Here is a 20,913-nt window from a genome sequence, read left to right on the forward strand (position 1 = left end):
GGCGTGATCAGGCCGGGGCCGCCAGGGGTCGCAGCATGTCCTGTCGAGTTCCCACCACAAACGCGACCGTGACATCGGCACCCGGTGGGATCGGCCCGTGCTCCGGGTGTTCCTCGAACAGCACCCGCACCGGGATGTCCAGCTCCGCACCTCCGACGCCCACCATGGGGCGGGTGCCCAGGGTCTGCGCGTAGGACCGGGCGTGGTCGAGCGTTCCGGCCCGGTGCCAGACCACGGTGCCGTCCGCACGGGGCACCCCGTACTCCACCACCAGGTCCTCCGCGAGAGCCGGGTTCACTACCCCATAGGGGATCAGCGTCCCGTCGAAGGGCACCTCCTGCGCCCCCTGCGCCGCGACGTGCCAGCTGCCAGTCACCATCTCCACCAGTCGGCCGTCCTCCTCCGGCTCACCGGGATGGAATGGGTGCACCAGCGGGCTCCCGCTGACCACCACCGGCGGGCCGGAGTCGGCGGCCGGGGCGTCCGTGACCGCACCGGTCACCCCGGCCACCACCGCCACCAGCCCACAGCAGGTGGACCACCATCCCTCGGAGGTCATCCCCGTGCTCCGTTCCGGCCGGGCAGCTGCTCGACCAGCTCGGTGCGGGGCTCGCTGGTGAACTGCAGTTCCGTCCCCTGGCCCAGCACCACCGAGATCTGGTGGGTGGCACCGCAGGAGGATCGGGCCAGCACCGTGTAGGTGCCCGGCGGCAGATCCCGGTCCGGGGCGACCGACCAGTGCCCCTCCTGGCTCTGGGTCTGCAGGGTCAGCTCGTCCCGTTCCCCGGTGATGGTCAGTGTGACCGGAACCGTGGGCGCGGAGGTCCCGCTGAACACTGGGCGGCCCACCTCGGTCGACCCGTCCTCGGGGGTGTCGATGTGCACGTGATCGACCAGCGCGATCGCATGGTCCCGGCCGACCGCAACCTGTGCCACCACATCGCCGCGCAGCTCGTCGGTGCCATCGGCCCAGCCCGCGGCGGCCCCGCCCCACGCCCGGGTCTTGCCATCCTCGAGCCGCACCGCGATCCGGTCCTGGTTGGCGTCCATCTGCGCCACCGAGCCCTGGACCTCAGCCGGGACAGTCTCCGTCGCACCCCAGGTGTGGATGTTGCCGGTGTCGTCCAGCAGGTAGCTCACCTTGGTGCCGGAAGCCGCGGCGACGAAGGTGAGTTCCTCCCACTCTTCGGGCACGTCGGCGTAGTCGGCACCCGACCCGCCCCATCCGAGGGCGATGCCGTCACCGGTGAGCGCGAGCACGTGATCGGTGCCAGCCGCCACCGCAATCACCGTGCTCACCGCGAGTTCCTCCGGCTGCTGCAACTGACCGGCCTTATCCGACCCCCAGCCGACCACGGTGCCGTCCCGCAGCAACGCGTAGGCCGAGTCCTGCCCTGCCTCGACCGCCACGACCACCGCACCGTCCAGCGTCGAGGGCACCGCCAACGATCCGGTCGCCCGCGGACCCCAGGCGATCACCGTGCCCTGCCCGGTCAGCCCGAGGAAGAAGCCCTTCCCTGCCGAGACTGCGATCAGTCCGGAGTCGGCACCGCCGACCTCCACCGGCCCGGCAGAGGTCCACCCGTGCACACCACCGGTCTCGGTCAGCGCGATCGTGAGGTCCTCGCCGCCCTGGGCCGCATCGACCTGGACCAGACGCACCGCCGGGTCGTCCTCCTCGGCACCCTTCGCGCCCCACGGAGCGACGGTGTGCCCCGCGACGTCGAAGGTCAGCGAGTCGGACTCGGCCATCTCGGTGTCGGTCACGGTCAGGGTGTGACCACCCATGGTCAGCGGTGCACTCGGCCGGTAGAGCCAGTGACCGAACTCGTTCACCGGGACCTCGGCCGGCGGCATCTCGTCCACGACGAGCTCCAGGGTTCGTCCCGCGGTCCCCGTGCCCCGCATCAGGGGGTTGCCGGGGTTGCGCGACTCCGCGGTCGGTGCCTCGATCACCGGCGCGGTCGGCTCCGGGCCGCCCGGCTGGTCACGCGCGGTGTGCAGGGCGATCAACCGCTGCGGGATCGCGGTGCTCCCGGCCAGCTTGGTGAAAGCACCACCGATCACGAACGCCCGTCCCGGGTCGCCGACCTCGGTGCCGGTGTACACCGTGCTGTTGAAGCCACTGCCCAGCTCACCCTTGAACTCGGCGTTCACCGTGCCATCGGAGTTGAGCATCAGCAGACGGGACGGCACCCGGTTGCCCCGGCCATTGAGTCGGGTGAAGGAACCTCCGACCACGACGGTGCCCGCACTCGACTCGAAGGCGGTGTAGACCGGGCCGTTGAACCCGCGGCCGAGCCTCCCGGCGAACTCGCGGTCCGCGGCACCATTGGCGTACAGGCGGATCAGCAGACCGGTGTTCCGGCCGATGAGGCGCGCGTTCTCGCCACCGATCAGCAGACCACCATCGGCCATGAAGCTCACCGACCACACCGTCGACCCCAGACCGGAGCCGAGCTGGGCGTCATAGTCGGCATCCCGGCTGCCGTCCGGCTGGAGCACGATCACCCGGCTGGGTGCCTTGGAGCTGCCGTTCAACCTGGTCCAGGTGCCGCCGACCGCGATCCGGCCCTGCGCGTCGACGTCCACCGAGTGCACCGCACTGTTGAACCCGCTGCCCAGCTTGGCGCTGAACTCCCGGTCGACCTCACCGGTGGGCAGCAACCGCAGCAGTCGGTTGGGCACCGACGACGACCCGTTCAGCGAGGTGAAGGACCCGCCGACCAGAATGCGCCCCTCGGCGTCGACCGCCAGCGACTCCACCTGATCGCCGAAGCCCTTGCCCAGCGCTGCGGCGAAGGCGGCGTCCACGGTGCCATCCGCGGTGAACTTCACCAACCGGTTGGGCAGCGACTTGTCCCCGTTGACGCTGGTGAAGTCGCCACCGACCAGGATTCCGCCATCCGGGGTCTCGGCCACCGCCAGAACGATGCCATTCGTCCCGGTTCCGAGGGCGGCGTTGAACTCCCGGTTCGGGGAGCCGTCCTCGTTCAAGCGCACAATGCGGGCCGGAATGGTCTTGTCGTTGTTCAGCGCGGTGAAGTCACCACCGACCACCACCCCGCCGTCCTTCGTCTCCGCCACCGCTCGGACGTCACCGCCCGTGAAGCCCACACCGAGCTGGGAGTTGAATTCCGGACCGGTGCCGCCGTCCAGGTCGAGGAACACCAGACGGCTCGGGATGAACGGAATACCGTTGAGCTTCTGGAAAGCGCCACCGATGAGGTAACCGGCAGCTCCGGAAGTGTCGACAGCCAGCGCGTAGGCGGGGGCGTCGAGGCCCAGCCCGATTGCCGCGCAGAAGTCCTCATCGATGCTGCCGGTGGCGGTCAGCCGGACGAGCCGAGCCGGCAGGCCAGAGCGACCGTTCACTGTGGTGAACTCACCGGCGACCAGGACCCGACCGGCCTCGTCGGAGGTCACGGCCCAGACGGTGCCGTTGAATCCCGAGCCCAGCGCGTCGTTGAATGCCTGGTCCGGTCGGCCGTCGGGCAGCAACCGCATCAGTCGGTTCGGCGTCGCGGAGCTGCCGTTCATCGCCGTGAAGGCACCGCCGACCAGCACCGAGCCGTCCGGGCCCACCGTGGCGGTCCGCACCGTCGAGCCGAAGCCCTTACCCAGGTTCGCATTGAAGTCCGGGTCGGGGGTGCCGTCCGGGCCCAGGCGCAGCAGGCGGTTCGGCAGTGAGGCATCGCCATTGAGGTCGGTGAAGGAACCACCGACGATCACGCCACCGGCGGCATCGACCTGCACGCTGTACACCGCACCGGAGAACCCGCTGCCGAGCGCGGCCTGCAAGGCCAGGCTGCGGCTGCCGTCCGGGTTGAGCCGTGCCATCCGCGCCGGGCCGCCGGACTCGCCGTTCAGCGTGGTGAACTCGCCGCCGACCACGATCTGCCCGTCCACCGCGCTGGAGACCGACCACACCGTGCCGTTGAAGCCGGAGCCCAACCGCAGGTTGAAGTCCCGATCCAGCGATCCATCGGCATTCAGCCGGACCAACCGCGCCGGGATGGAACTGTCGCCGTTCAGGCTGGTGAACGACCCGGCGACCAGGATTCCGCCGTCCGCCAGGGAGTGCACCGCGTACACCGTGCCGTTGAAGCCGGTGCCGAGCTGGGCGTGGAAGGCCGTGTCCAGTACACCGTCCGGTGTGAAGCGCACCAACCCGTTAGGGATGCTCGCGTCGGCGGCGAGCGCCGTGAAGGCACCCCCGATCAGCACGCCCCCGTCGGAGGCGGCGGAGACGACGCGGACGGTCTTGTTGAAGCCCGCGCGCAGCATGGCATTGAAGCCGTCGCCGAGAATGCCGATCGGAGGCTCCTCCACCCCGGCCGCACCGGCGACCGGGTCATCGAGCCCGGTGATCTCGTCTTCGCCATCCGGAGCTGCCTCGGCTGCTGAGTCGTCCGCCGTGGACTCGTCTGGTTCCGGGCTCACGGACGGCGCACTCGGCTCCGTGGAGTCACCGGGCGACGGCGCGCTCGGCTCGGTGGAGACACTGGGCGACGGCACGGGCTCGGGGACCGCGGTGGCGTCCGGCTCCGGATGCTCGTCGTCCTCGTGTCCGTCGTCGACCGCGGCAGGTTCGCCGAATGCAGTCGAGGCCGATGTCGACAGGACATCGGCGGGGTGGGCGGCCGCGACCGGGCCGGCCACCAAGGAGGCGGTCAGCGCGGCGACCAGTGCCGTGACGGCACGACGACGGAAGGTAGACATGGGGGCTCCTGAATCAGGGGTCAATGCCGCGCCCGAGCGGTGGCTCGGGGCGCGAACAACAGGGCGAGCGCGATCGCACCCAGTGCGATCCGGCCCCACAGTGATTCGGTGAACAGCAAGATCCGCGCGGCGATCCCAGTCAGGACCATGCGCGGGGTCCCGACCACGGAGTCGGGGCTGACCGGCAGCGGATCGCGGGCGGCGTTGCCGTCACCCTGCAACCACGCGCTGCCATCGGACAGGGGCTCGACCACCCGGTGCACGTAGCGCGGGCCCGGGCCGTCGGGACGCGAGGCAGAAATCACCACCACCTCGCCGGTACGGCGCAGCTCCTGGCCATCGGGCCGCTGCACCACCAGCACGTCGCCGCGCTGGTAGGTCGGGGTCATCGAGACCCCGGTCACCGTCATGTAGAAGTCGCCGGTGAGCAGCGACCATCCCAACGGGAAGGCCATGACCACCAGCACGAGCACCGCAAGAGACCGCGACATCACTCGCAGCACCTCGTCACCTGCCTTCGTCACCGTGAATGGACTGGGCCCGGCCGGGGGCGACTGGTCCGTTGCGCCCCCGGCCCGGCAGCTCAGGCCTGCGGGTCGAGGTACGACACCACGAAGTCGGCGTTGACCTTGAGCATCTCGCCCACAGTGCCGGCGTCCTCGATCAGGGCCGGGTCCTCCAGGACCACGCGGACCTCGACCGGGATGGCCGCAGCACCGTCGATGGAGGTGATACCGGTGACCGAACCGAAGGTCGCGGTCTTGGCGACCGTGCCCGCGTCAACCCAGCGGGTGACCTTGCCCTGGGCGTCGACGATGCCGTACTGCACGGTCAGCGCCTTGGCCAGGTCGGCCGACACCGGGGTGCCCAGCTCGAACGTGCCGTCGAACTCGGTGGTGTCGGTGCCGTGGTTGGTCAGCGTCCAGGAGCCGATCACCAGGTCGTTGTGCTTGGCCGAGTCGAACACGTGGTCGATCGGGTCGCCGGTCAGGCGGAGCAGGGCACCCTTGGTGGGCACCTCCTTGTCCGGAACCGCGGCGGAGAAGTGGTTGTCGTCGATGCTGGTGTACAGGGTGCTCAGGGCGCCCACGCCCACCACGCCCATCGACAGTGCGGCGACGCCGAGCACCGCCCAGACCTTGCGGTGGTTCTTCTTCTGCTCGACCTGCTGCGTCATGGTCCGTCTCCTTCAACCAGGGGATCACCCACCGGGTTTCGGTGGCGAGACATAACGTAGGGAGCAGATCTCACATCTTTCTGACACAGCACGAGGCCCCGCCCACCGGTGGTGGACGGGGCCTCGGACTCGGCGCTCAGTCGGCGGTGATCCGGTCGATGAGCAGCGGATTTGTCGCCACCGGACCGTCGGAAACCTGTACTGCGTCAGCCAATGCCTCGGTGGCACGGGCGAAGCGTTCGGGGGTGTCGGTGTGCAATGTCATCAAAGGCTGTCCGGCCTTGACCGAATCGCCCGGTTTTGCAAGCAATTCCACACCGGCGCCGGCCTGCACCGGGTCCTCCTTGCGGGCACGCCCGGCACCGAGCCGCCAGGCGGCGATGCCCACCGCGTAGGCGTCCAACCGGCTGAGCACCCCATCCGCGGGGGCGAGGATCTGCTCGGTGTGCGTGGCCACCGGCAGCGGTGCGTCCGCGTCGCCACCCTGCGCCTCGATCATCCGGCGCCAGGCGTCCATCGCCCGACCGTCGGCCAGCGCGGCGGCCGGGTCGGCATCTGGCTTGCCCGCGGCGATCAGCATCTCCCGGGCCAGTGCCACGGTCAGCTCCACCACATCGGCGGGGCCGCCACCGGCCAGCACTTCCAGCGACTCGCGGACCTCCAGCGCGTTCCCGGCGGTCAGACCCAGCGGGGTGTCCATGTCGGTGAGCAGCGCCACCGTGGTCACACCGGCGTCGGTGCCCAGGTCTACCATGGTCCGGGCCAGCTCGCGGGCCCTGTCCACGTTCTTCATGAACGCCCCGGAGCCGACCTTCACGTCCAGCACCAGCGCGCCGGTGCCCTCGGCGATCTTCTTGCTCATGATCGAGGAGGCGATCAGCGGGATCGCCTCCACCGTGCCGGTGACGTCGCGTAGCGCATAGAGCTTGCGGTCGGCCGGGGCCAGACCGGAACCCGCCTGGCAGATCACCGCGCCCACGTCGTTCAGCTGGGCCATCATCTGCTCGTTGGACAGCGCTGCCCGCCAGCCCGGGATCGATTCCAGCTTGTCCAGGGTCCCACCGGTGTGACCGAGCCCTCGACCGGACAGCTGCGGGACCGCCACATCGAAGACCGCCACCAGCGGGGCCAGCGGCAGGGTGATCTTGTCCCCCACGCCCCCGGTGGAGTGCTTATCCGCGGTGGGACGGTGCAGCCCGGAGAAGTCCATCCGCTCACCGGAGGCGATCATCGCCGCGGTCCAGCGGGCGATTTCGGCCCGGTCCATCCCGTTCAGCAGGATGGCCATGTTGAGCGCGGACATCTGCTCCTCGGCCACCACGCCCCGGGTGTACGCGTCAATCACCCAGTCGATCTGCGCGTCGGACAGCCGGTGGCCGTCCCGCTTGGCCACGATGACGTCAACGGCGTCGAAGCTCTCGGTCACGCCTGCACCTTCCGTTCGACGAGGTCCTCCGGCCCGAAGGCGTCGGGCAGCACCTCGCGCATCGTCTTGAATCCGCTGACGGTGTCCAGCACCAGCTCCGGGCCACCGTGCTCCCACAGCAGCTGGCGGCACCGGCCACAGGGCATCAGCGTGTTGCCCTGCCCGTCCACGCAGGTGAAGGCGACCAGGCGGCCGCCACCGGACAGGTGCAGGCCGGAGACCAGCGCGCACTCGGCGCACAGCGTCAGCCCGTAAGAGGCGTTCTCCACATTGCACCCGGTCACCACTCGACCGTCGTCCACCAGCGCGGCGACACCCACCGGGAACTTCGAGTACGGGACGTAGGCATGGCTCATCGCCTCAGTGGCGGCGGTCCGTAGACCGTCCCAGTCCACAGCAGTCACAGCAGTCCTCACTTCACGTAGGCGACGCCCTCGGCGGCGGGGGCGCGCACCTTGCCCACCAGACCGGCCACGGCGAAGATCGTCACCACATAGGGGGTCATCAGCATCAGCTGGCTCGGGATCGGCGTCCCGATGATGCCGAGCACGGTCTGCAGGTTGTCCGCGAATCCGAACAGCAGCGCCGCCGCCAACGCACCCTTGGGGCTCCACCGGCCGAGGATCATCGCGGCCAGGGCGATGTAGCCCTTCCCGCCGGTCATCTCCTTGCCGAAGGCCAGGCCGTTCGCGACGGTGAAGAACGCGCCGCCCAGACCCGCCACCGCGCCGCCGAGCAGGGTGTTGCGGACCCGGGTCCGGTTCACCTTGATACCCACGGTGTCGGCGGCCTTGGGGTGCTCACCCACGGCGCGCAGCCGCAGGCCCCACTTGGAGCGGAAGACCAGGATCTGCAACGCGATCACGACGATGTACATCAGGTACACCAGGACGGTCTGACGGAACAGCACCGGGCCCAGCACCGGGATCTCGCTCAACACCGGGATCGAGATGGTGGGCAGCCGCGGCGGGGCGTTCAGCGTGCTGGCGTTCACCTTGAGCACCGTGGAGAACAGGTAGCTGGTCACGCCGACCACCAGCACGTTCAGCACCACACCGACGATGATCTGGTCGACCACATAGCGCACCGCGAAGGCCACCAACAGAGCCGAGACCAGTGCACCGGCAATGGGCGCGGCGATCAGACCGAGGTAGGCGGACTGGGTGAGGGTGGCGACCACCGCGGCCAGGAAGGCCCCGGCCAGCAGCTGACCCTCGATGGCGATGTTGACGATGCCCGAGCGCTCGCACAGCAGACCGGCCAGCGAACCGAACACCAGCGGCACCGCCAAGAAGAGCGATCCCTGCAACAGGCTGGTCAACGGCAACGGCTGGTTCTTGCCGGCCACCGCCCACACCAACAGCGCCAGAATCAGCACCACCGCGTAGACCGCGGGCAGCCAGATCCCGACCTTGCGCCGGTTCTTGGCGTACCAGAAGGTCAGCGCACCCAGAGCGAGCGCGATCAGGCAGAGCACGATGGCGCTGGTCTTGCTCGGCACATCGAATCGGTCGATCTGGAAGAAGTCCGTGTTCGTGGACACGGTGAAGCCGGTCTTCTTGCCCGAGGCCGGCAGGATGCCGAAGGCGAACAAGGCCAGCGCCGCGACCACCACATAGGCGATGGGCGCCTTGTAGGAGATCGACGGCAGCGGCTTGGCCACCGGACCCGCCGGGGCGGCCGGTGCGGGGGCAGCGGTCACGGCGCTCATGCTGCGGCCTCCTTCGTGACGGGCGCGGGGGTGGGACTGATCTGCTTGCGACGACCGGGGGTCGGCAGCCGGAACACCGTGCGGACCAGCGGCGGGGCAGCGATGAACAGCACCACCAGGGACTGGACCACCAGCACGATGTCGATGGGGGTCCCGGTGCGGGACTGCATCGCGAAGCCACCGGCCCGCAGCGCCCCGAACAACAGCCCGGCCAGGAACGTGCCCAACGGCTTGGACCGGCCCAGCAGGGCGACGGTGATCGCATCGAATCCGAAGGACGCCGCCACACCGGCGGTCAACACCTTCTCTGTGCCGAGCACCTGGGCCGACCCGGCCAGACCAGCCAGCGCACCGGAGACCACCATCACCAGCAGGTAGATCTTGTTGATGTTGATCCCCGCCGTGCGGGCCGCCGACGGGTTTGCCCCGACGGCACGGAACTGGAAGCCCAGCGTCGAGCGGTCCATCAGCCACCAGACGAACACGGTCGCCAGGACCGCCAGCAGGAACCCGGCGTGCAGCCGGAAGTCGTTGCCCAGCAGCAGCGGATAGGTCGCGGTGGACTCGATGGGCGGCGACTGCGGGTTGTTGCTGCCCTCACGCTTGAAGGCGGTGGTGCTCAACAGGTACGCGACCAGCTGGATCGCGATGTTGTTGAGCATGATCGTGACGATCACCTCGTTCGCGCCGGTACGAGCCTTGAGGAATCCGGCGATCCCGGCCCAGATCGCGCCACCCAGTGCGGCAGCGATGATCGCCAGCAGCAGGTGCAGCACCGGCGGCAGCCCGAAGGCGAAGCCGATGTAGCCGCCGAAGATCGCGCCGAGAATGATCTGGCCCTGCGCACCGATGTTGAACAGCCCAGCGCGGAAGCCGACCGCCAGCCCCAGACCGGCCAGCACCAGCGGCACCGACCAGGTCATCGTCTCGGTCAGCGGCCGGATCGCCCGGGTGAAGCTCGAGGCAGTCGGGTCGACGATCGCGCCCTGGAACAGCGCGACATACGCACTCCACACCGAGTCCCACACCGCGGACAGGAAGTCCCCGGGGCGGGCGAAGAGGTAACCGGCGGTGGTGTGCACATCGTCATCCGCGGCGGCGATCAGCACGCCGGACACGATCAGGGCCAGCAGCAGTGCCGCGAGGGTGACCAGCCAGTTGCTGGTCATCATCTCCCGCAGCGCACGCTGCAACCGCGGCTCCAGGCGCTCGTCCTGCGGGTCCTGCGCGGCGACGTCGGGTGCGGCGTTCACTCGCTCTCCTCCTCGGCGGCCTCGATGTCGGCCTCGCCGAGCACCGTGTGATGCGAGGCTGCCTGCTTGACGGCCTCCTCCTGGGGGACGCCGGCCATCATCAGGCCGAGCACATCCCGGTCCGGCGTCGTGGACGTGGCGTCGACGGTTCCCACGATCCGGCCGCGGTACATGACCACGATCCGGTCGGCCAGGGCCAGCACCTCGTCCAACTCGGTGGACACGATGATCACCGGGGTGCCGGAGTCGCGCTCTGACACGATCCGCTTGTGCACGAACTCGATCGAGCCGACATCCAGTCCACGGGTGGGCTGGGAGGCGATCAGCAAGCGCAGCGGCCGGGACATCTCCCGGGCCAACACGACCTTCTGCTGGTTACCGCCAGACAGAGTGCCCGCATGGGCCTCCACCGACGGGGTGCGCACATCGAACTCGTTGGTCCGGCGCTCGGCATTGGCGCGCACCTTGGCGGGGTCCAGCGAGATCCCCCGGGCGAAGTCCTTGCTGTCGTACAGGTCGAGGATCAGGTTCTCCGCCACCGAGAACTCCGCGACGATGCCGTCCTCGGTGCGGTCCTCCGGGACGAACCCGACTCCGGCGGTCAGCACCTCCTTGACGGTGCGGCCGAGCAACTCCTTGCCGTCCAGCGTCACCGACCCGGCCAGGGCGGGCTGCAACCCGAGGATCGCCTCGGTGAGCTCGGTCTGGCCGTTGCCCTGCACACCGGCGACCGCGACGATCTCGCCCCGGGCCACCTCAAAGGAGATGCCGTCAACCTGCCGGACCCCGGCCTCGTCCAGCACCGTCAGGTCCCGTACCTGCAAGGCCACCTCCCCGGGCTGGGCGGGGGCGCGGTCCACACCGAGCGAGACGGAGCGACCGACCATCAGCGAGGCCAGCTCGGTCTCCGGTGCCTGCGGGTCCGCGGAGCCGACCACCTTCCCGCGCCGGATCACGGTGATCCGGTCGGCCACTGCCCGGACCTCGCGCAGCTTGTGGGTGATGAACACGATCGAGGTGCCCGCGGCCTTGAGCTGACGCATGATCGCGATCAGCTCGTCGGTCTCCTGCGGGGTGAGCACGGCGGTGGGCTCGTCCAGGATCAGCACCTTGGCGTCGCGGGAGAGCGCCTTGATGATCTCCACCCGCTGCTGGGCACCGACCGGCAGATCCTCCACCAGCGCGTCCGGGTCGACATCGAACCCGAACCGGTCGGAGATCTCCTTCACCCGGCGTCGTGCCGCAGGCAGGTCGATCAGTCCGCTCTTGGTGGGCTCGTAGCCCAGCACGACGTTCTCCGCGACGGTGAAGACCGGCACCAGCATGAAGTGCTGGTGCACCATGCCGATTCCCGCGGCCATCGCGTCGCCCGGTCCGACGAAGGTCACCGGCTGGTCGTCCACCAGGATCTGGCCGTCATCCGGGTCGTAGAACCCGTACAGCACGTTCATCAGGGTTGACTTGCCGGCGCCGTTCTCCCCCAGGAGGGCGTGGATCTCGCCGGGTTCGACCACCAGGTCGATGTGGTCGTTGGCCACCAGCGTGCCGAAACGCTTGGTGATCCCGCGCAGCTCGAGCTTCACGGTCCGCCTGCTCCTCGATCGTCGTCGACTCGTCCCGCGCAGAGTAGTCCGCCCGGGGGTGCGTTCACGACGGCGGCCCGGGCAGAAACACCCTGCCCGGGCCGCCGTCCGAGTGAACGTCAGTGCTGGCTCGGGGACTCCACCACCAGGTCACCGGCGATGATCTGCTCCTGCAGGTCCTCCACCGCGGACTTGACCTCGTCGGTCACCACGCTGTCGAAGTCGTGGAACGGAGCCAGGCCGATGCCCTCGTTCTCCAGCGTGCCGACGTACGGCTCGGCGGAGAAGTTGCCGTCAGCGGCCTCGGACACGGTGTCGAACACGGCCTGGCCGATGTCCTTCATCACCGAGGTGAGGATCAGGTCGGAGAAGTCGGGCGAGGTCTCGTACCAGTCGGCGTCCACCCCGACGATGGACACGCCACCGGCCTCCTTGGCGGCAGCCGCCGCACCCAGACCCACCGGACCGGCGACCGGCATGATCACGTCGGCACCCTGGTCGATGAAGCCCTTGGCCAGGTTCTGGCCCTTGGTCTGGTCGTCGAAGTCACCGGTGAAGGAGCCGGTCTGCGCCTCGCGGTCCCAGCCCAGCACCTGGACGTCGGCACCGTTGTCCTCGTTGTACTTGGTGACGCCGTCGGCGAACCCGTCCATGAAGATGGTCACCGACGGGATCTCGGCGCCACCGAAGGTCGCCACGGTGCCGGAGGTCGAGGTGCCCGCAGCCACGTACCCGGCCAGGAACGCGGCCTCCTGGGTGTTGAACAGCAGCGGGCGTGCGTTCTCCGACTCCTCGCTGAACTCGGCGTCCACCAGCGCGAACTCGATGTCCGGGTTCTGCGCGGCGGCCTCGGTCAGGGTGTCGGCGAGCAGGAAGCCCACGCCGATGATCATGTTGCAGTCCTGGGCGACCAGCTGGTCGACGTTCGGGCCGAAGTCGGTCTCGGCGGAGGACTCCACCTTGACGACCTGCACACCCAGCTCGTCGCCAGCCCGGTCCAGGCCCTCGGCACCGGACTGGTTGAAGGACTTGTCCTCGAACCCGCCCTGGTCGGAGACCATGCAGGCCTTGAAGTCGGAGGACGCGTTGTCCGAGCCGCCGGCGGTCGAGCCGGACTCCTCGGGGGCGCTGCCACAGGCAGCCAGGGCGAGGGCGACAGCCCCACCGAGGGCGGCCGCACGAACGATGTTCTTCACACTGCACTCCTGCTCGTCGTCTGCGCCGGCCCTGGGAGGGGGCCCGGATCGACAGCGCCATTGCTGGCGATCCGGGTGGTCCATCCGGCGTCCGGGATGCACCCTAGCCAGCTCCAGATGACCGCAGTGTTACCGAGGCGTACCTTCGGGCGATCTGTTACGGACTTGGTATCAAGGGGTGACCCGTTCGGGCGTCGGCAGTTCAGGGACGCCCGGCGAGCAGTGCCGCTCTGGCCAGCAGGGACGCCCCGGCGCAGACCGCACGCTCGTCGATCACCAGGTTCCCCTGGTGAATGTCGTACGAGCGACCGCCTGGGGTGCGGGTGCCGAGCCGGGCCATCGCCCCGGGCACCTTGGTCAGGTACCAGGCGAAGTCCTCCCCACCGAGCGACTGTTCGGTCAGCTGCACCGCGTCCTCCCCGAGCACGTCGCGCGCCGCGGCCTCCAGCACCGCCACCGCACGCTCGTCGTTCTCCACCGGCGGGACTCCGCGCTGGTGGCGGATCTCGACCTGCACGCCGTAGGGCGCCACTACCTGCTCCACCGCCTCGTGGAACACCTGCGAGGCCCGCTCCCAGGCGCGCACCTCCAGACAGCGCAACGTGCCGCGCACCGACCCGGAGGAGGGGATGGCGTTGTGTGCCTGACCAGCCTGCACCGCACCCCAGGTCAGGTTCACCCCGGCGCGCGGGTCCAACCGACGACCGAGCACCGCGGGCACCTGGGTGATCACCTGACCGAGCGCGTAGACCACGTCGGCGGTCAGGTGCGGGCGGGAGGTGTGTCCACCCGGCCCGGTCAGCACCACGGTGACCTCATCGGAGGCGGACGTGATCGGACCGATCCGGCTGCCGATCTGACCGACATCCACCTTCGGATCGCAGTGCACCGCGAAGATCCGACCCAGGCCGTCCAACCCGCCCGCGGCGATCACGTCCAGCGCGCCGCCGGGCTGCACCTCCTCCGCGGGCTGGAAGATCAGGCGCACACCGGTGGGTAACTCGCCCGCCTCGTGCAGCTCGGCGAGCACCAGACCCGCACCGAGCACCGCCACGGTGTGCACGTCGTGCCCGCAGGCATGCGCGACGTTGGCCACCGTCGAGGCGAAGGGCAGGCCGGTGGTCTCCGGCACCGGCAGTGCGTCCAGATCTGCCCGCAGGCCGATCCACCGTCGCCCGGTGCTCACCGGGTTGGGCCCGATGTCGCAGGTGAGGCCGGTGCCCGGCAGCAGCCGCGGTTCCAATCCGGCGGCCCGCAACCGCTCGGCCACCACCCGGGTGGTGCGCTGCTCGGTGCGACCCAGCTCCGGGTGGGCATGCAGATCCCGCCGGATCTCGATCAGCTCGTCGGTGAGCGATCCGACCAGGTGCTGTACCCGCGAAGCGTCGACCATCACCTCACCGACCCTACCCACGCCCGGACGTCACAGCAGGTCGTCGCGTCCGCGCTCCCGCCAGCCGTCCACCGCGCCCTTGACCTGCTGGGCGTGCGCGCGGGTGGTCACCAGCACCGCGTCCGGGGTGTCGACCACCACCGCATCGGGCACCCCGAGCACGGTCACCGTCCGCCCGCCGGTGAGCACCAGCGCCCCGGGGGCATCGAGGCGCTGGACCAGCGCGTCGTCCCCCAGCGTGCGCGACCCGTCGTCGGGCTGACCGACCGCGGACAGCAGCGGAGCCAGCGAGGCAAAGTCACCGACGTCGTCCCAGGTGAAGTCACCGGGCACCACCGCCACGCCTCCAGCGGCGGCCACCGGCTCGGCGATGGCGTGGTCGATGGCGATTTTGGTCAGCGTCGGCCAGGTCTCGGCCAGCACGGCCTCCCGGCGGCTGTCGTCATCCCAGACCGCGGCGATCCGGCGCAGCCCGGCGGCCAGAGTCGGCAGCTGCGCCTCCAGGTGGTCGAGCAGCACCCCCGCGGCCACGATGAACATCCCGGCGTTCCACCAGTAGTGCCCGGTGGCCAGGTAGGCCGCGGCGGTCTCGGCATCGGGCTTCTCCGTAAAGGCGGCGACGTGCCGGGCCGACGGAGCCCCGTCCACTCCCAGCGGGTCGGCGGCGTCGATGTACCCGAAGGCCGTTGACGGTTCGCTGGCCTCGATGCCGATGGTCACCACATAGCCCGCACGGGCTGCCTCGACACCCTCCCGGACGGCGGCCTCGAACCGTGGCAGCCGCCCGATCACGTGGTCGGCAGCGAAGGAACCCAGCACGGTTGCCGGGCCGTGGCGCTCGGCCAGCACCGCAGCGGCCAGACCGATGGCCGCCATCGAGTCCCGGGGCGAGGGCTCGGCGATCAGCTGCCCGGCGCTCAGTTCCGGCAGCTGCGCCGCCACCGCCTGCACATGCCGTGCCCCGGTGACCACGAGCACCCCCTCGGCACCGGCTAACGGCACCAGCCGATCCACCGTGCCCTGCAAGAGGGTCCGACCGGTGCCGGTCAGGTCATGGAGGAACTTGGGCGCGCCTTGGCGGGACAGCGGCCACAGGCGGGTTCCGGCGCCACCGGCGGGGATGACAGCGTGGAATCCAGGGATGGGGTGCTCAGCCATGCCGACAGGCTAGCCACCAGGCTGGTGGCACCCAGAGCCTCGGGACCATGGTCCCCACGATGATGTGCGGTTCGTCACACTCGACCCAGAACCGGCCCCCGAGGTCACTCGCCCGGCGCACGATGCCTAGAGTGCTTCCACCGGACACCGCAGTCCCGATCAGCCCTGGAGTCCTCACCGTGTCTACCGCGTCAGCGTCGTCGCCCCCGAAACCCCGCCGCAAGCCCTCCGGCACCCTCTACCGGGGGCGTGAGGGCATGTGGTCCTGGGTGGCCCACCGCGTCACCGGGGTCCTGATCTTCTTCTTCCTGCTGGTGCACGTGCTGGACACGTCCCTGGTCCGAGTCTCCCCCGAGGCCTACAACGACGTGATCGGCACCTACAAGAACCCGATCATGGGCCTCGGCGAGGCCGGACTGGTCGCCGCCATCGTCTTCCACGCCTTCAACGGCATCCGGATCATCCTGGTCGACTTCTGGGCCAAGGGACCGAAGTACCAGCGCGTGATGCTGTGGATCGTGGTCGGCCTGTTCGTGGTGACCATGGCCGGATTCCTGCCCCGCCACCTCATGCACGTCTTCGGAGGCGAGTGATGACGTCGATCCCCGCTCCGAACACGCCGGTCGCCCGGCCGTCCCGTCGCACCACCCGCGGCAACTGGGAGCTCTACGGCTGGGTCTTCATGCGCGCCTCCGGCGTCGTGCTTCTGGTGCTGATCTTCGGCCACCTCTTTGTGAACCTGGTCGCCGGGGACGGCATCAGCGCCATTGACTTCGGCTTCGTCGCCGGCAAGTGGGCCTCACCGTTCTGGCAGATCTGGGACCTGCTCATGCTGTGGCTGGCCATGATCCACGGCACCAACGGGGTCCGGACGATCATCAACGACTACGCCGAGCGCAACGGCACCCGGCTCGTCCTGAAGCTGGCGCTCTACACCGCCTTCACCGTGGTCGTCGTGCTCGGCACCCTGGTGATCTTCACCTTCGACCCCTGCCCGGCGAACAGTCCCGCGGGCCTGCTCCCGTCGTTCTGCACCGCCTGAACAACTCGCACGTCGACAGAAAGGCATCGCCCCCGATGCAGACCCATCAGTACGACGTCGTCATCGTCGGAGCCGGCGGAGCTGGCATGCGTGCGGCCCTGGAATCCTCGGCCCGCACCCGCACCGCGGTGATCTCCAAGCTCTACCCCACCCGCTCGCACACCGGCGCCGCCCAGGGCGGCATGTGCGCGGCCCTCGGCAATGTCGAGGAGGACAACACCGAGTGGCACACCTTCGACACGGTCAAGGGTGGTGACTACCTGGTCGACCAGGACGCCGCCGAGATCATGGCCAAGGAGGCCGTCGACGCCGTCCTGGACCTGGAGCGGATGGGGCTGCCCTTCAACCGCACCCCGGAGGGCCGGATCGACCAGCGCCGATTCGGTGGGCACACCCGTAACCACGGTGAGGCCGCGGTCCGCCGCGCCTGCTATGCCGCCGACCGCACCGGCCACATGATCCTGCAGACCCTGTACCAGCAGTGCGTGAAGCAGGACGTGGAGTTCTTCAACGAGTTCTACGTGCTGGACCTGCTGCTGAACCGAGACCTGTCCGGTGAGACCGGTGAGGTGGCGGACGGTGAGGATGTCGCCGTCGCCGGAGTGGTCGCCTACGAGCTGGCCACCGGGGAGATCCACGTCTTCCGCGCCAAATCCGTCGTGCTGGCCACCGGTGGTGCGGGCAAGATCTACAAGACCACCTCCAATGCGCACACCCTGACCGGTGACGGCATGGCCATCGCCTACCGCCGGGGCCTGCCGCTGGAGGACATGGAGTTCTTCCAGTTCCACCCGACCGGCCTGGCCGGACTGGGCATCCTGCTCTCCGAAGCGGCCCGCGGTGAAGGCGGCATCCTGCGCAACGCGGACGGTGAGCGCTTCATGGAGCGCTACGCCCCCACGATCAAGGATCTGGCCCCACGCGACATCGTCGCCCGGTCGATGGCCAATGAGGTGCGGGAGGGTCGCGGCGCGGGTCCGAATAAGGACTACGTGCTGCTGGACCTGACCCACCTGGAGCCCGCGCACATCGACGCGAAGCTGCCGGACATCACCGAGTTCGCCCGCACCTACCTCGGCATCGAGCCCTACACCGAGCCGGTGCCGGTCTACCCGACCGCGCACTACGCGATGGGCGGGGTGCCGACCAATGTCGAGGGCGAGGTGCTCCGCAACCCGCGCGACGTGGTCAAGGGCCTGTACGCCGCCGGTGAGGTCGCCTGCGTCTCGGTGCACGGCTCCAACCGGCTGGGCACCAACTCCCTGCTGGACATCAACGTCTTCGGCAAGCGGGCGGGCATCTCCGCCGCGCAGTACGCCGCCACGGCCGACTGGGTGGATCTGCCGGAGAACGCGGAGTCCGCCACCGTCGCCGAGTTGGAGGAGATGCGCGCCCGGCCCAAGGGCGAACGCGTCGCTGACGTCCGCCGTGACCTGCAACAGACCATGGACACCAACGCGCAGGTGTTCCGGACTGCCGAGTCGCTGCGCCAGGCACTGGCCGATGTGCATGCCCTGCAGGACCGCTACTCCCGGGTCTCCGTGCAGGACAAGGCCAAGGCCTTCAACACCGACCTGATCGAAGCACTGGAGCTGGGCTTCCTGCTCGACATCGCCGAGGTCGTCATCGTGGGCGCGCTCAACCGACGCGAGTCCCGCGGCGGACACTTCCGCGAGGACTACCCCGACCGGGACGACGCGCACTTCATGGAGCACACCATGGCCTACCGCCGACCGGCCGGTGCGCACATCGACGACCCGGTGGCCCCCGCGCCCGCCGGTGAGGAGATCCCGCCGTTCCCGCCGCAGCGCCCCAGCGTCCTGCTCGGCACCAAGCCCGTCATCACCACCGTTTACCAGCCGATGGAGCGGAAGTACTGACATGACCGCCACCCTCGATCAGCCGCAGACCGACGCGAAGCCCGCCGAGGTCCCCTCCTTCCAGGTCACGCTCCGCATCCGCCGCTACACCCCGGAGACGCACGGCGAGGAGCCCTACTGGCAGGACTTCACCGTCACCGCCCACGGCACCGACCGCCTGCTGGACGCCCTGCATACCATCAAGTGGGAGCTGGACGGCTCGGTCACCTTCCGCCGGTCCTGCGCCCACGGGGTCTGCGGGTCGGACGCCATGCGGATCAACGGTCGCAACCGCCTCGCCTGCAAGGCCCTGCTCAAGGACCTCGACCCGAGCAAGCCGATCACCGTCGAGCCGATCAAGGGTCTGCCGGTGATCAAGGACCTGGTCGTCGACATGGAGCCGTTCTTCGCCTCCTACCGGGAGATCATGCCGTTCCTGATCACCACCGGGAACCAGCCCTCCCGCGAGCGCCTGCAGTCCCCCGAGCAGCGCGCGCGATTCGACGACACCACCAAGTGCATCCTCTGCGCGGCGTGCACCAGCTCCTGCCCGGTGTTCTGGACCGACGGCCAGTACTTCGGTCCTGCCGCGATCGTCAACGCGCACCGGTTCATCTTCGACAGCCGGGACGAGGGCGGTGCGCAGCGGTTGGAGATCCTGAACGACAAGGAGGGCGTCTGGCGTTGCCGGACCACCTTCAATTGCACGGAGGCCTGCCCGCGCGGCATCGAGGTCACCAAGGCGATCCAAGAGGTCAAGCGCGCGATGATCACCCGGGCGTTCTGACGTCCGAATCCCGCTAGACGGTGGGCGGGGGTCACGGGTCCAATGGACCGGTGACCCCCGCCCACTGCGTTCCCGGTGACCCGCGCTTCGACCGCTGGTACCGGGTGATCGACGCCCGCGACGCCCGGTTCGACGGGCAGTTCTTCACCGCGGTCTCCTCCACCGGCATCTACTGCCGACCTTCCTGCCCCGCGCGCACCCCCAAGCGCGAGCATGTCAGCTTCTACCTGACCTCCGCCGCCGCGCATGAAGCCGGGTTCCGGGCGTGCAAGCGCTGCCTGCCCGAGGCCACGCCGGGCACCCCGGACTGGAACCTGCGCCATGACCTGGCCGGTCGGGCGATGCGGCTGATCGCGGACGGCGTGGTGGACCGCGAGGGTGTCGACGGCCTGGCTGCCCGGCTCGGCTACTCCGCCCGCCAACTGCATCGCACCCTGACCGCGGAGCTCGGTGCCGGACCGCTCGCCCTGGCCCGTGCCCGACGCGCCCAGACCGCCCGCAGCCTGCTGGTCGGCACCGAACTCAAGCTGGCCGACATCGCCTTCGCGGCCGGGTTCGGCTCCGTGCGCCAGTTCAACGACACCGTGCGCGAGGTCTTCGACACCACCCCCGGTGAGCTCCGGGCCCGGGCACCCCGGGTGGAGCACAGCACCCGCCAGCAGGAGGTCGCGCCCGTGCGACTGTCGGTGAACCTCCCGGTCCGGCAGCCCTACGACGCACCCGGGGTGTTCGAGTTCCTGGCCGTCCGTGCGGTCGCCGGGGTCGAGTCCGCGGATCTGCAGGGCCCGCTCCGCTACGCCCGCACTCTGTCGCTGCCGCACGGACCAGGCGCGGTGGAGGTGACCGCCGAACCCACGCCGGAGGGCTGGCGGCTGCGGGCGGAACTGGAACTGACCTCCCTCGCCGATGTCGGCACCGCCACCGCTCGGGTGCGACGACTGTTCGACCTGGACGCGGACCCGCTGGCGGTGGACAACGCCCTCGTCGCCGACCCCGCACTCGCCCCGCTGGTGGCGGCGGTGCCCGGTATCCGCGTCCCCGGCGCGGTCGACCCGGAGGAGATGGTGCTGCGCGCCCTGGTCGGCCAGCAGATCAGCGTCGCGGCAGCCCGGGGACACCTCAGCCGCCTAACCTCGCTGCTCGGCACCCCCGTGGCCAGTGGCTTCACCGGACTGGACCGGCTGTTCCCCACCTCCGCGCAGCTCGCCGCGGGCATCCCGGTCCCGACCACTCCTCCGGACCCCGACCGTCCGCTCCGGCTGCCGGGCCGGTCGATCACTACGATCCGGGACACCGCCGCCGCGCTGGCCGACGGATCGCTCCGGGTGGACGTCGGCGCGGATACCGCACAGCTCACCGCGACGCTGGTCGAACGCCCGGGGATCGGACCGTGGACCGCCGCCTACCTGGCCATGCGGGTGCTCGGCGACCCAGACGTGTGGCTGCCCGGCGACGCGGCGCTCCTCACCTCCGCCCGCGCGCACGGAGTCCTCGACCCCGCACTCCCCCGCGCGGCTGCCCACCGGGCTCTGACTGCCCGCGCGGCGCAGTGGGCACCCTGGCGCTCCTACGCGGTCACCCACCTCTGGCGCTCAACCCCCTAGCG

The 20,913-nt window shown here is 69.8% G+C and carries 17 protein-coding genes; 5 read left to right on the forward strand and 12 right to left on the reverse strand.

Features of this window, described 5'->3' with window-relative positions:
- Nucleotides 1-7 precede the first annotated feature (7 nt).
- From AB0N78_RS08470 to AB0N78_RS08525, 12 genes are all read right to left on the reverse strand, one after another.
- A complete protein-coding gene (locus tag AB0N78_RS08470) occupies nucleotides 8-559 on the reverse strand; it encodes a hypothetical protein (RefSeq protein WP_363388418.1) in 552 nt (183 codons plus the stop codon).
- The gene (locus AB0N78_RS08475) at nucleotides 556-4,722 is read right to left on the reverse strand and encodes a hypothetical protein (RefSeq protein ID WP_363388421.1); all 4,167 of its coding nucleotides are present in this window, start codon (nucleotides 4,720-4,722) and stop codon (nucleotides 556-558) included. Before AB0N78_RS08475 ends, AB0N78_RS08470 begins: the two co-directional genes overlap by 4 nt.
- Nucleotides 4,723-4,742: 20 nt before the next feature.
- The gene (locus tag AB0N78_RS08480; RefSeq protein ID WP_363388424.1) at nucleotides 4,743-5,213 is read right to left on the reverse strand and encodes a S26 family signal peptidase; all 471 of its coding nucleotides are present in this window, start codon (nucleotides 5,211-5,213) and stop codon (nucleotides 4,743-4,745) included.
- Nucleotides 5,214-5,305: 92 nt separating this feature from the next.
- Entirely contained in the window at nucleotides 5,306-5,899 is a 594-nt protein-coding gene (locus AB0N78_RS08485; RefSeq protein ID WP_363388427.1) for a hypothetical protein, read from the reverse strand.
- A gap of 136 nt (nucleotides 5,900-6,035) precedes the next feature.
- A complete protein-coding gene (locus tag AB0N78_RS08490; protein ID WP_363388429.1) occupies nucleotides 6,036-7,325 on the reverse strand; it encodes a thymidine phosphorylase in 1,290 nt (429 codons plus the stop codon).
- Nucleotides 7,322-7,729, reverse strand: a complete 408-nt coding sequence (locus tag AB0N78_RS08495) for a cytidine deaminase (protein WP_363388432.1) — start codon at nucleotides 7,727-7,729, stop codon at nucleotides 7,322-7,324. Before AB0N78_RS08495 ends, AB0N78_RS08490 begins: the two co-directional genes overlap by 4 nt.
- 8 nt (nucleotides 7,730-7,737) lie before the next feature.
- Nucleotides 7,738-9,036 carry an ABC transporter permease gene (locus AB0N78_RS08500; protein WP_363388435.1) on the reverse strand — a complete coding sequence of 433 codons (1,299 nt, stop codon included), beginning with the start codon at nucleotides 9,034-9,036 and terminating at the stop codon, nucleotides 7,738-7,740.
- Nucleotides 9,033-10,208 (reverse strand): ABC transporter permease, encoded by a 1,176-nt coding sequence (locus AB0N78_RS08505; RefSeq protein ID WP_363389861.1) that lies wholly within the window; start codon nucleotides 10,206-10,208, stop codon nucleotides 9,033-9,035. The genes AB0N78_RS08500 and AB0N78_RS08505 overlap by 4 nt, the downstream gene beginning before the upstream one ends.
- Nucleotides 10,209-10,285: 77 nt before the next feature.
- Entirely contained in the window at nucleotides 10,286-11,872 is a 1,587-nt protein-coding gene (locus tag AB0N78_RS08510) for an ABC transporter ATP-binding protein (RefSeq protein WP_363388438.1), read from the reverse strand.
- A 119-nt stretch (nucleotides 11,873-11,991) separates the two neighbouring features.
- Nucleotides 11,992-13,068 carry a BMP family ABC transporter substrate-binding protein gene (locus AB0N78_RS08515; protein WP_363388440.1) on the reverse strand — a complete coding sequence of 359 codons (1,077 nt, stop codon included), beginning with the start codon at nucleotides 13,066-13,068 and terminating at the stop codon, nucleotides 11,992-11,994.
- A 202-nt stretch (nucleotides 13,069-13,270) separates the two neighbouring features.
- A complete protein-coding gene (locus tag AB0N78_RS08520; RefSeq protein WP_363389864.1) occupies nucleotides 13,271-14,461 on the reverse strand; it encodes an amidohydrolase in 1,191 nt (396 codons plus the stop codon).
- A gap of 30 nt (nucleotides 14,462-14,491) precedes the next feature.
- Nucleotides 14,492-15,619: a mannose-1-phosphate guanylyltransferase gene (locus AB0N78_RS08525; RefSeq protein ID WP_363388443.1), complete on the reverse strand. Its 1,128-nt coding sequence runs from the start codon at nucleotides 15,617-15,619 to the stop codon at nucleotides 14,492-14,494.
- A gap of 179 nt (nucleotides 15,620-15,798) precedes the next feature.
- On the opposite strand from AB0N78_RS08525, the gene sdhC reads away from it, so the two are divergent.
- From sdhC to AB0N78_RS08550, 5 genes are read left to right on the forward strand one after another with little or no spacing between them, the layout of a single operon-like run.
- Nucleotides 15,799-16,212 carry a succinate dehydrogenase, cytochrome b556 subunit gene (sdhC, locus tag AB0N78_RS08530; RefSeq protein ID WP_363388445.1) on the forward strand — a complete coding sequence of 138 codons (414 nt, stop codon included), beginning with the start codon at nucleotides 15,799-15,801 and terminating at the stop codon, nucleotides 16,210-16,212.
- Complete coding sequence (locus AB0N78_RS08535) at nucleotides 16,212-16,661, forward strand: succinate dehydrogenase hydrophobic membrane anchor subunit (RefSeq protein ID WP_363388448.1); 450 nt, start codon at nucleotides 16,212-16,214, stop codon at nucleotides 16,659-16,661. Before sdhC ends, AB0N78_RS08535 begins: the two co-directional genes overlap by 1 nt.
- Before the next feature lie 35 nt (nucleotides 16,662-16,696).
- A complete protein-coding gene (gene sdhA, locus AB0N78_RS08540; RefSeq protein ID WP_363388451.1) occupies nucleotides 16,697-18,541 on the forward strand; it encodes a succinate dehydrogenase flavoprotein subunit in 1,845 nt (614 codons plus the stop codon).
- A gap of 1 nt (nucleotide 18,542) precedes the next feature.
- Nucleotides 18,543-19,307 carry a succinate dehydrogenase iron-sulfur subunit gene (locus AB0N78_RS08545; protein WP_363388453.1) on the forward strand — a complete coding sequence of 255 codons (765 nt, stop codon included), beginning with the start codon at nucleotides 18,543-18,545 and terminating at the stop codon, nucleotides 19,305-19,307.
- Between the two features lie 50 nt (nucleotides 19,308-19,357).
- Nucleotides 19,358-20,911, forward strand: a complete 1,554-nt coding sequence (locus AB0N78_RS08550; RefSeq protein WP_363388456.1) for an AlkA N-terminal domain-containing protein — start codon at nucleotides 19,358-19,360, stop codon at nucleotides 20,909-20,911.
- The last annotated feature ends 2 nt before the right edge of the window (nucleotides 20,912-20,913 follow it).

Origin of the sequence: Cellulomonas sp. NPDC089187, from assembly GCF_040685135.1 — a bacterium.
Classification (GTDB): Bacteria; Actinomycetota; Actinomycetes; order Actinomycetales; family Cellulomonadaceae; genus Cellulomonas.

Bases quoted from the DNA above. Each gene is read 5' to 3' on its own strand.
- AB0N78_RS08480 (WP_363388424.1), bottom strand. From the start codon at position 5,213: ATGTCGCGGTCTCTTGCGGTGCTCGTGCTGGTGGTCATGGCCTTCCCG.
- AB0N78_RS08505 (WP_363389861.1), bottom strand. From the start codon at position 10,208: ATGATGACCAGCAACTGGCTGGTCACCCTCGCGGCACTGCTGCTGGCC.
- AB0N78_RS08475 (WP_363388421.1), bottom strand. From the start codon at position 4,722: ATGTCTACCTTCCGTCGTCGTGCCGTCACGGCACTGGTCGCCGCGCTG.
- sdhA (WP_363388451.1), top strand. From the start codon at position 16,697: ATGCAGACCCATCAGTACGACGTCGTCATCGTCGGAGCCGGCGGAGCT.
- AB0N78_RS08485 (WP_363388427.1), bottom strand. From the start codon at position 5,899: ATGACGCAGCAGGTCGAGCAGAAGAAGAACCACCGCAAGGTCTGGGCG.
- AB0N78_RS08525 (WP_363388443.1), bottom strand. From the start codon at position 15,619: ATGGCTGAGCACCCCATCCCTGGATTCCACGCTGTCATCCCCGCCGGT.
- AB0N78_RS08545 (WP_363388453.1), top strand. From the start codon at position 18,543: ATGACCGCCACCCTCGATCAGCCGCAGACCGACGCGAAGCCCGCCGAG.
- AB0N78_RS08500 (WP_363388435.1), bottom strand. From the start codon at position 9,036: ATGAGCGCCGTGACCGCTGCCCCCGCACCGGCCGCCCCGGCGGGTCCG.
- AB0N78_RS08535 (WP_363388448.1), top strand. From the start codon at position 16,212: ATGACGTCGATCCCCGCTCCGAACACGCCGGTCGCCCGGCCGTCCCGT.
- AB0N78_RS08470 (WP_363388418.1), bottom strand. From the start codon at position 559: ATGACCTCCGAGGGATGGTGGTCCACCTGCTGTGGGCTGGTGGCGGTG.
- AB0N78_RS08520 (WP_363389864.1), bottom strand. From the start codon at position 14,461: ATGGTCGACGCTTCGCGGGTACAGCACCTGGTCGGATCGCTCACCGAC.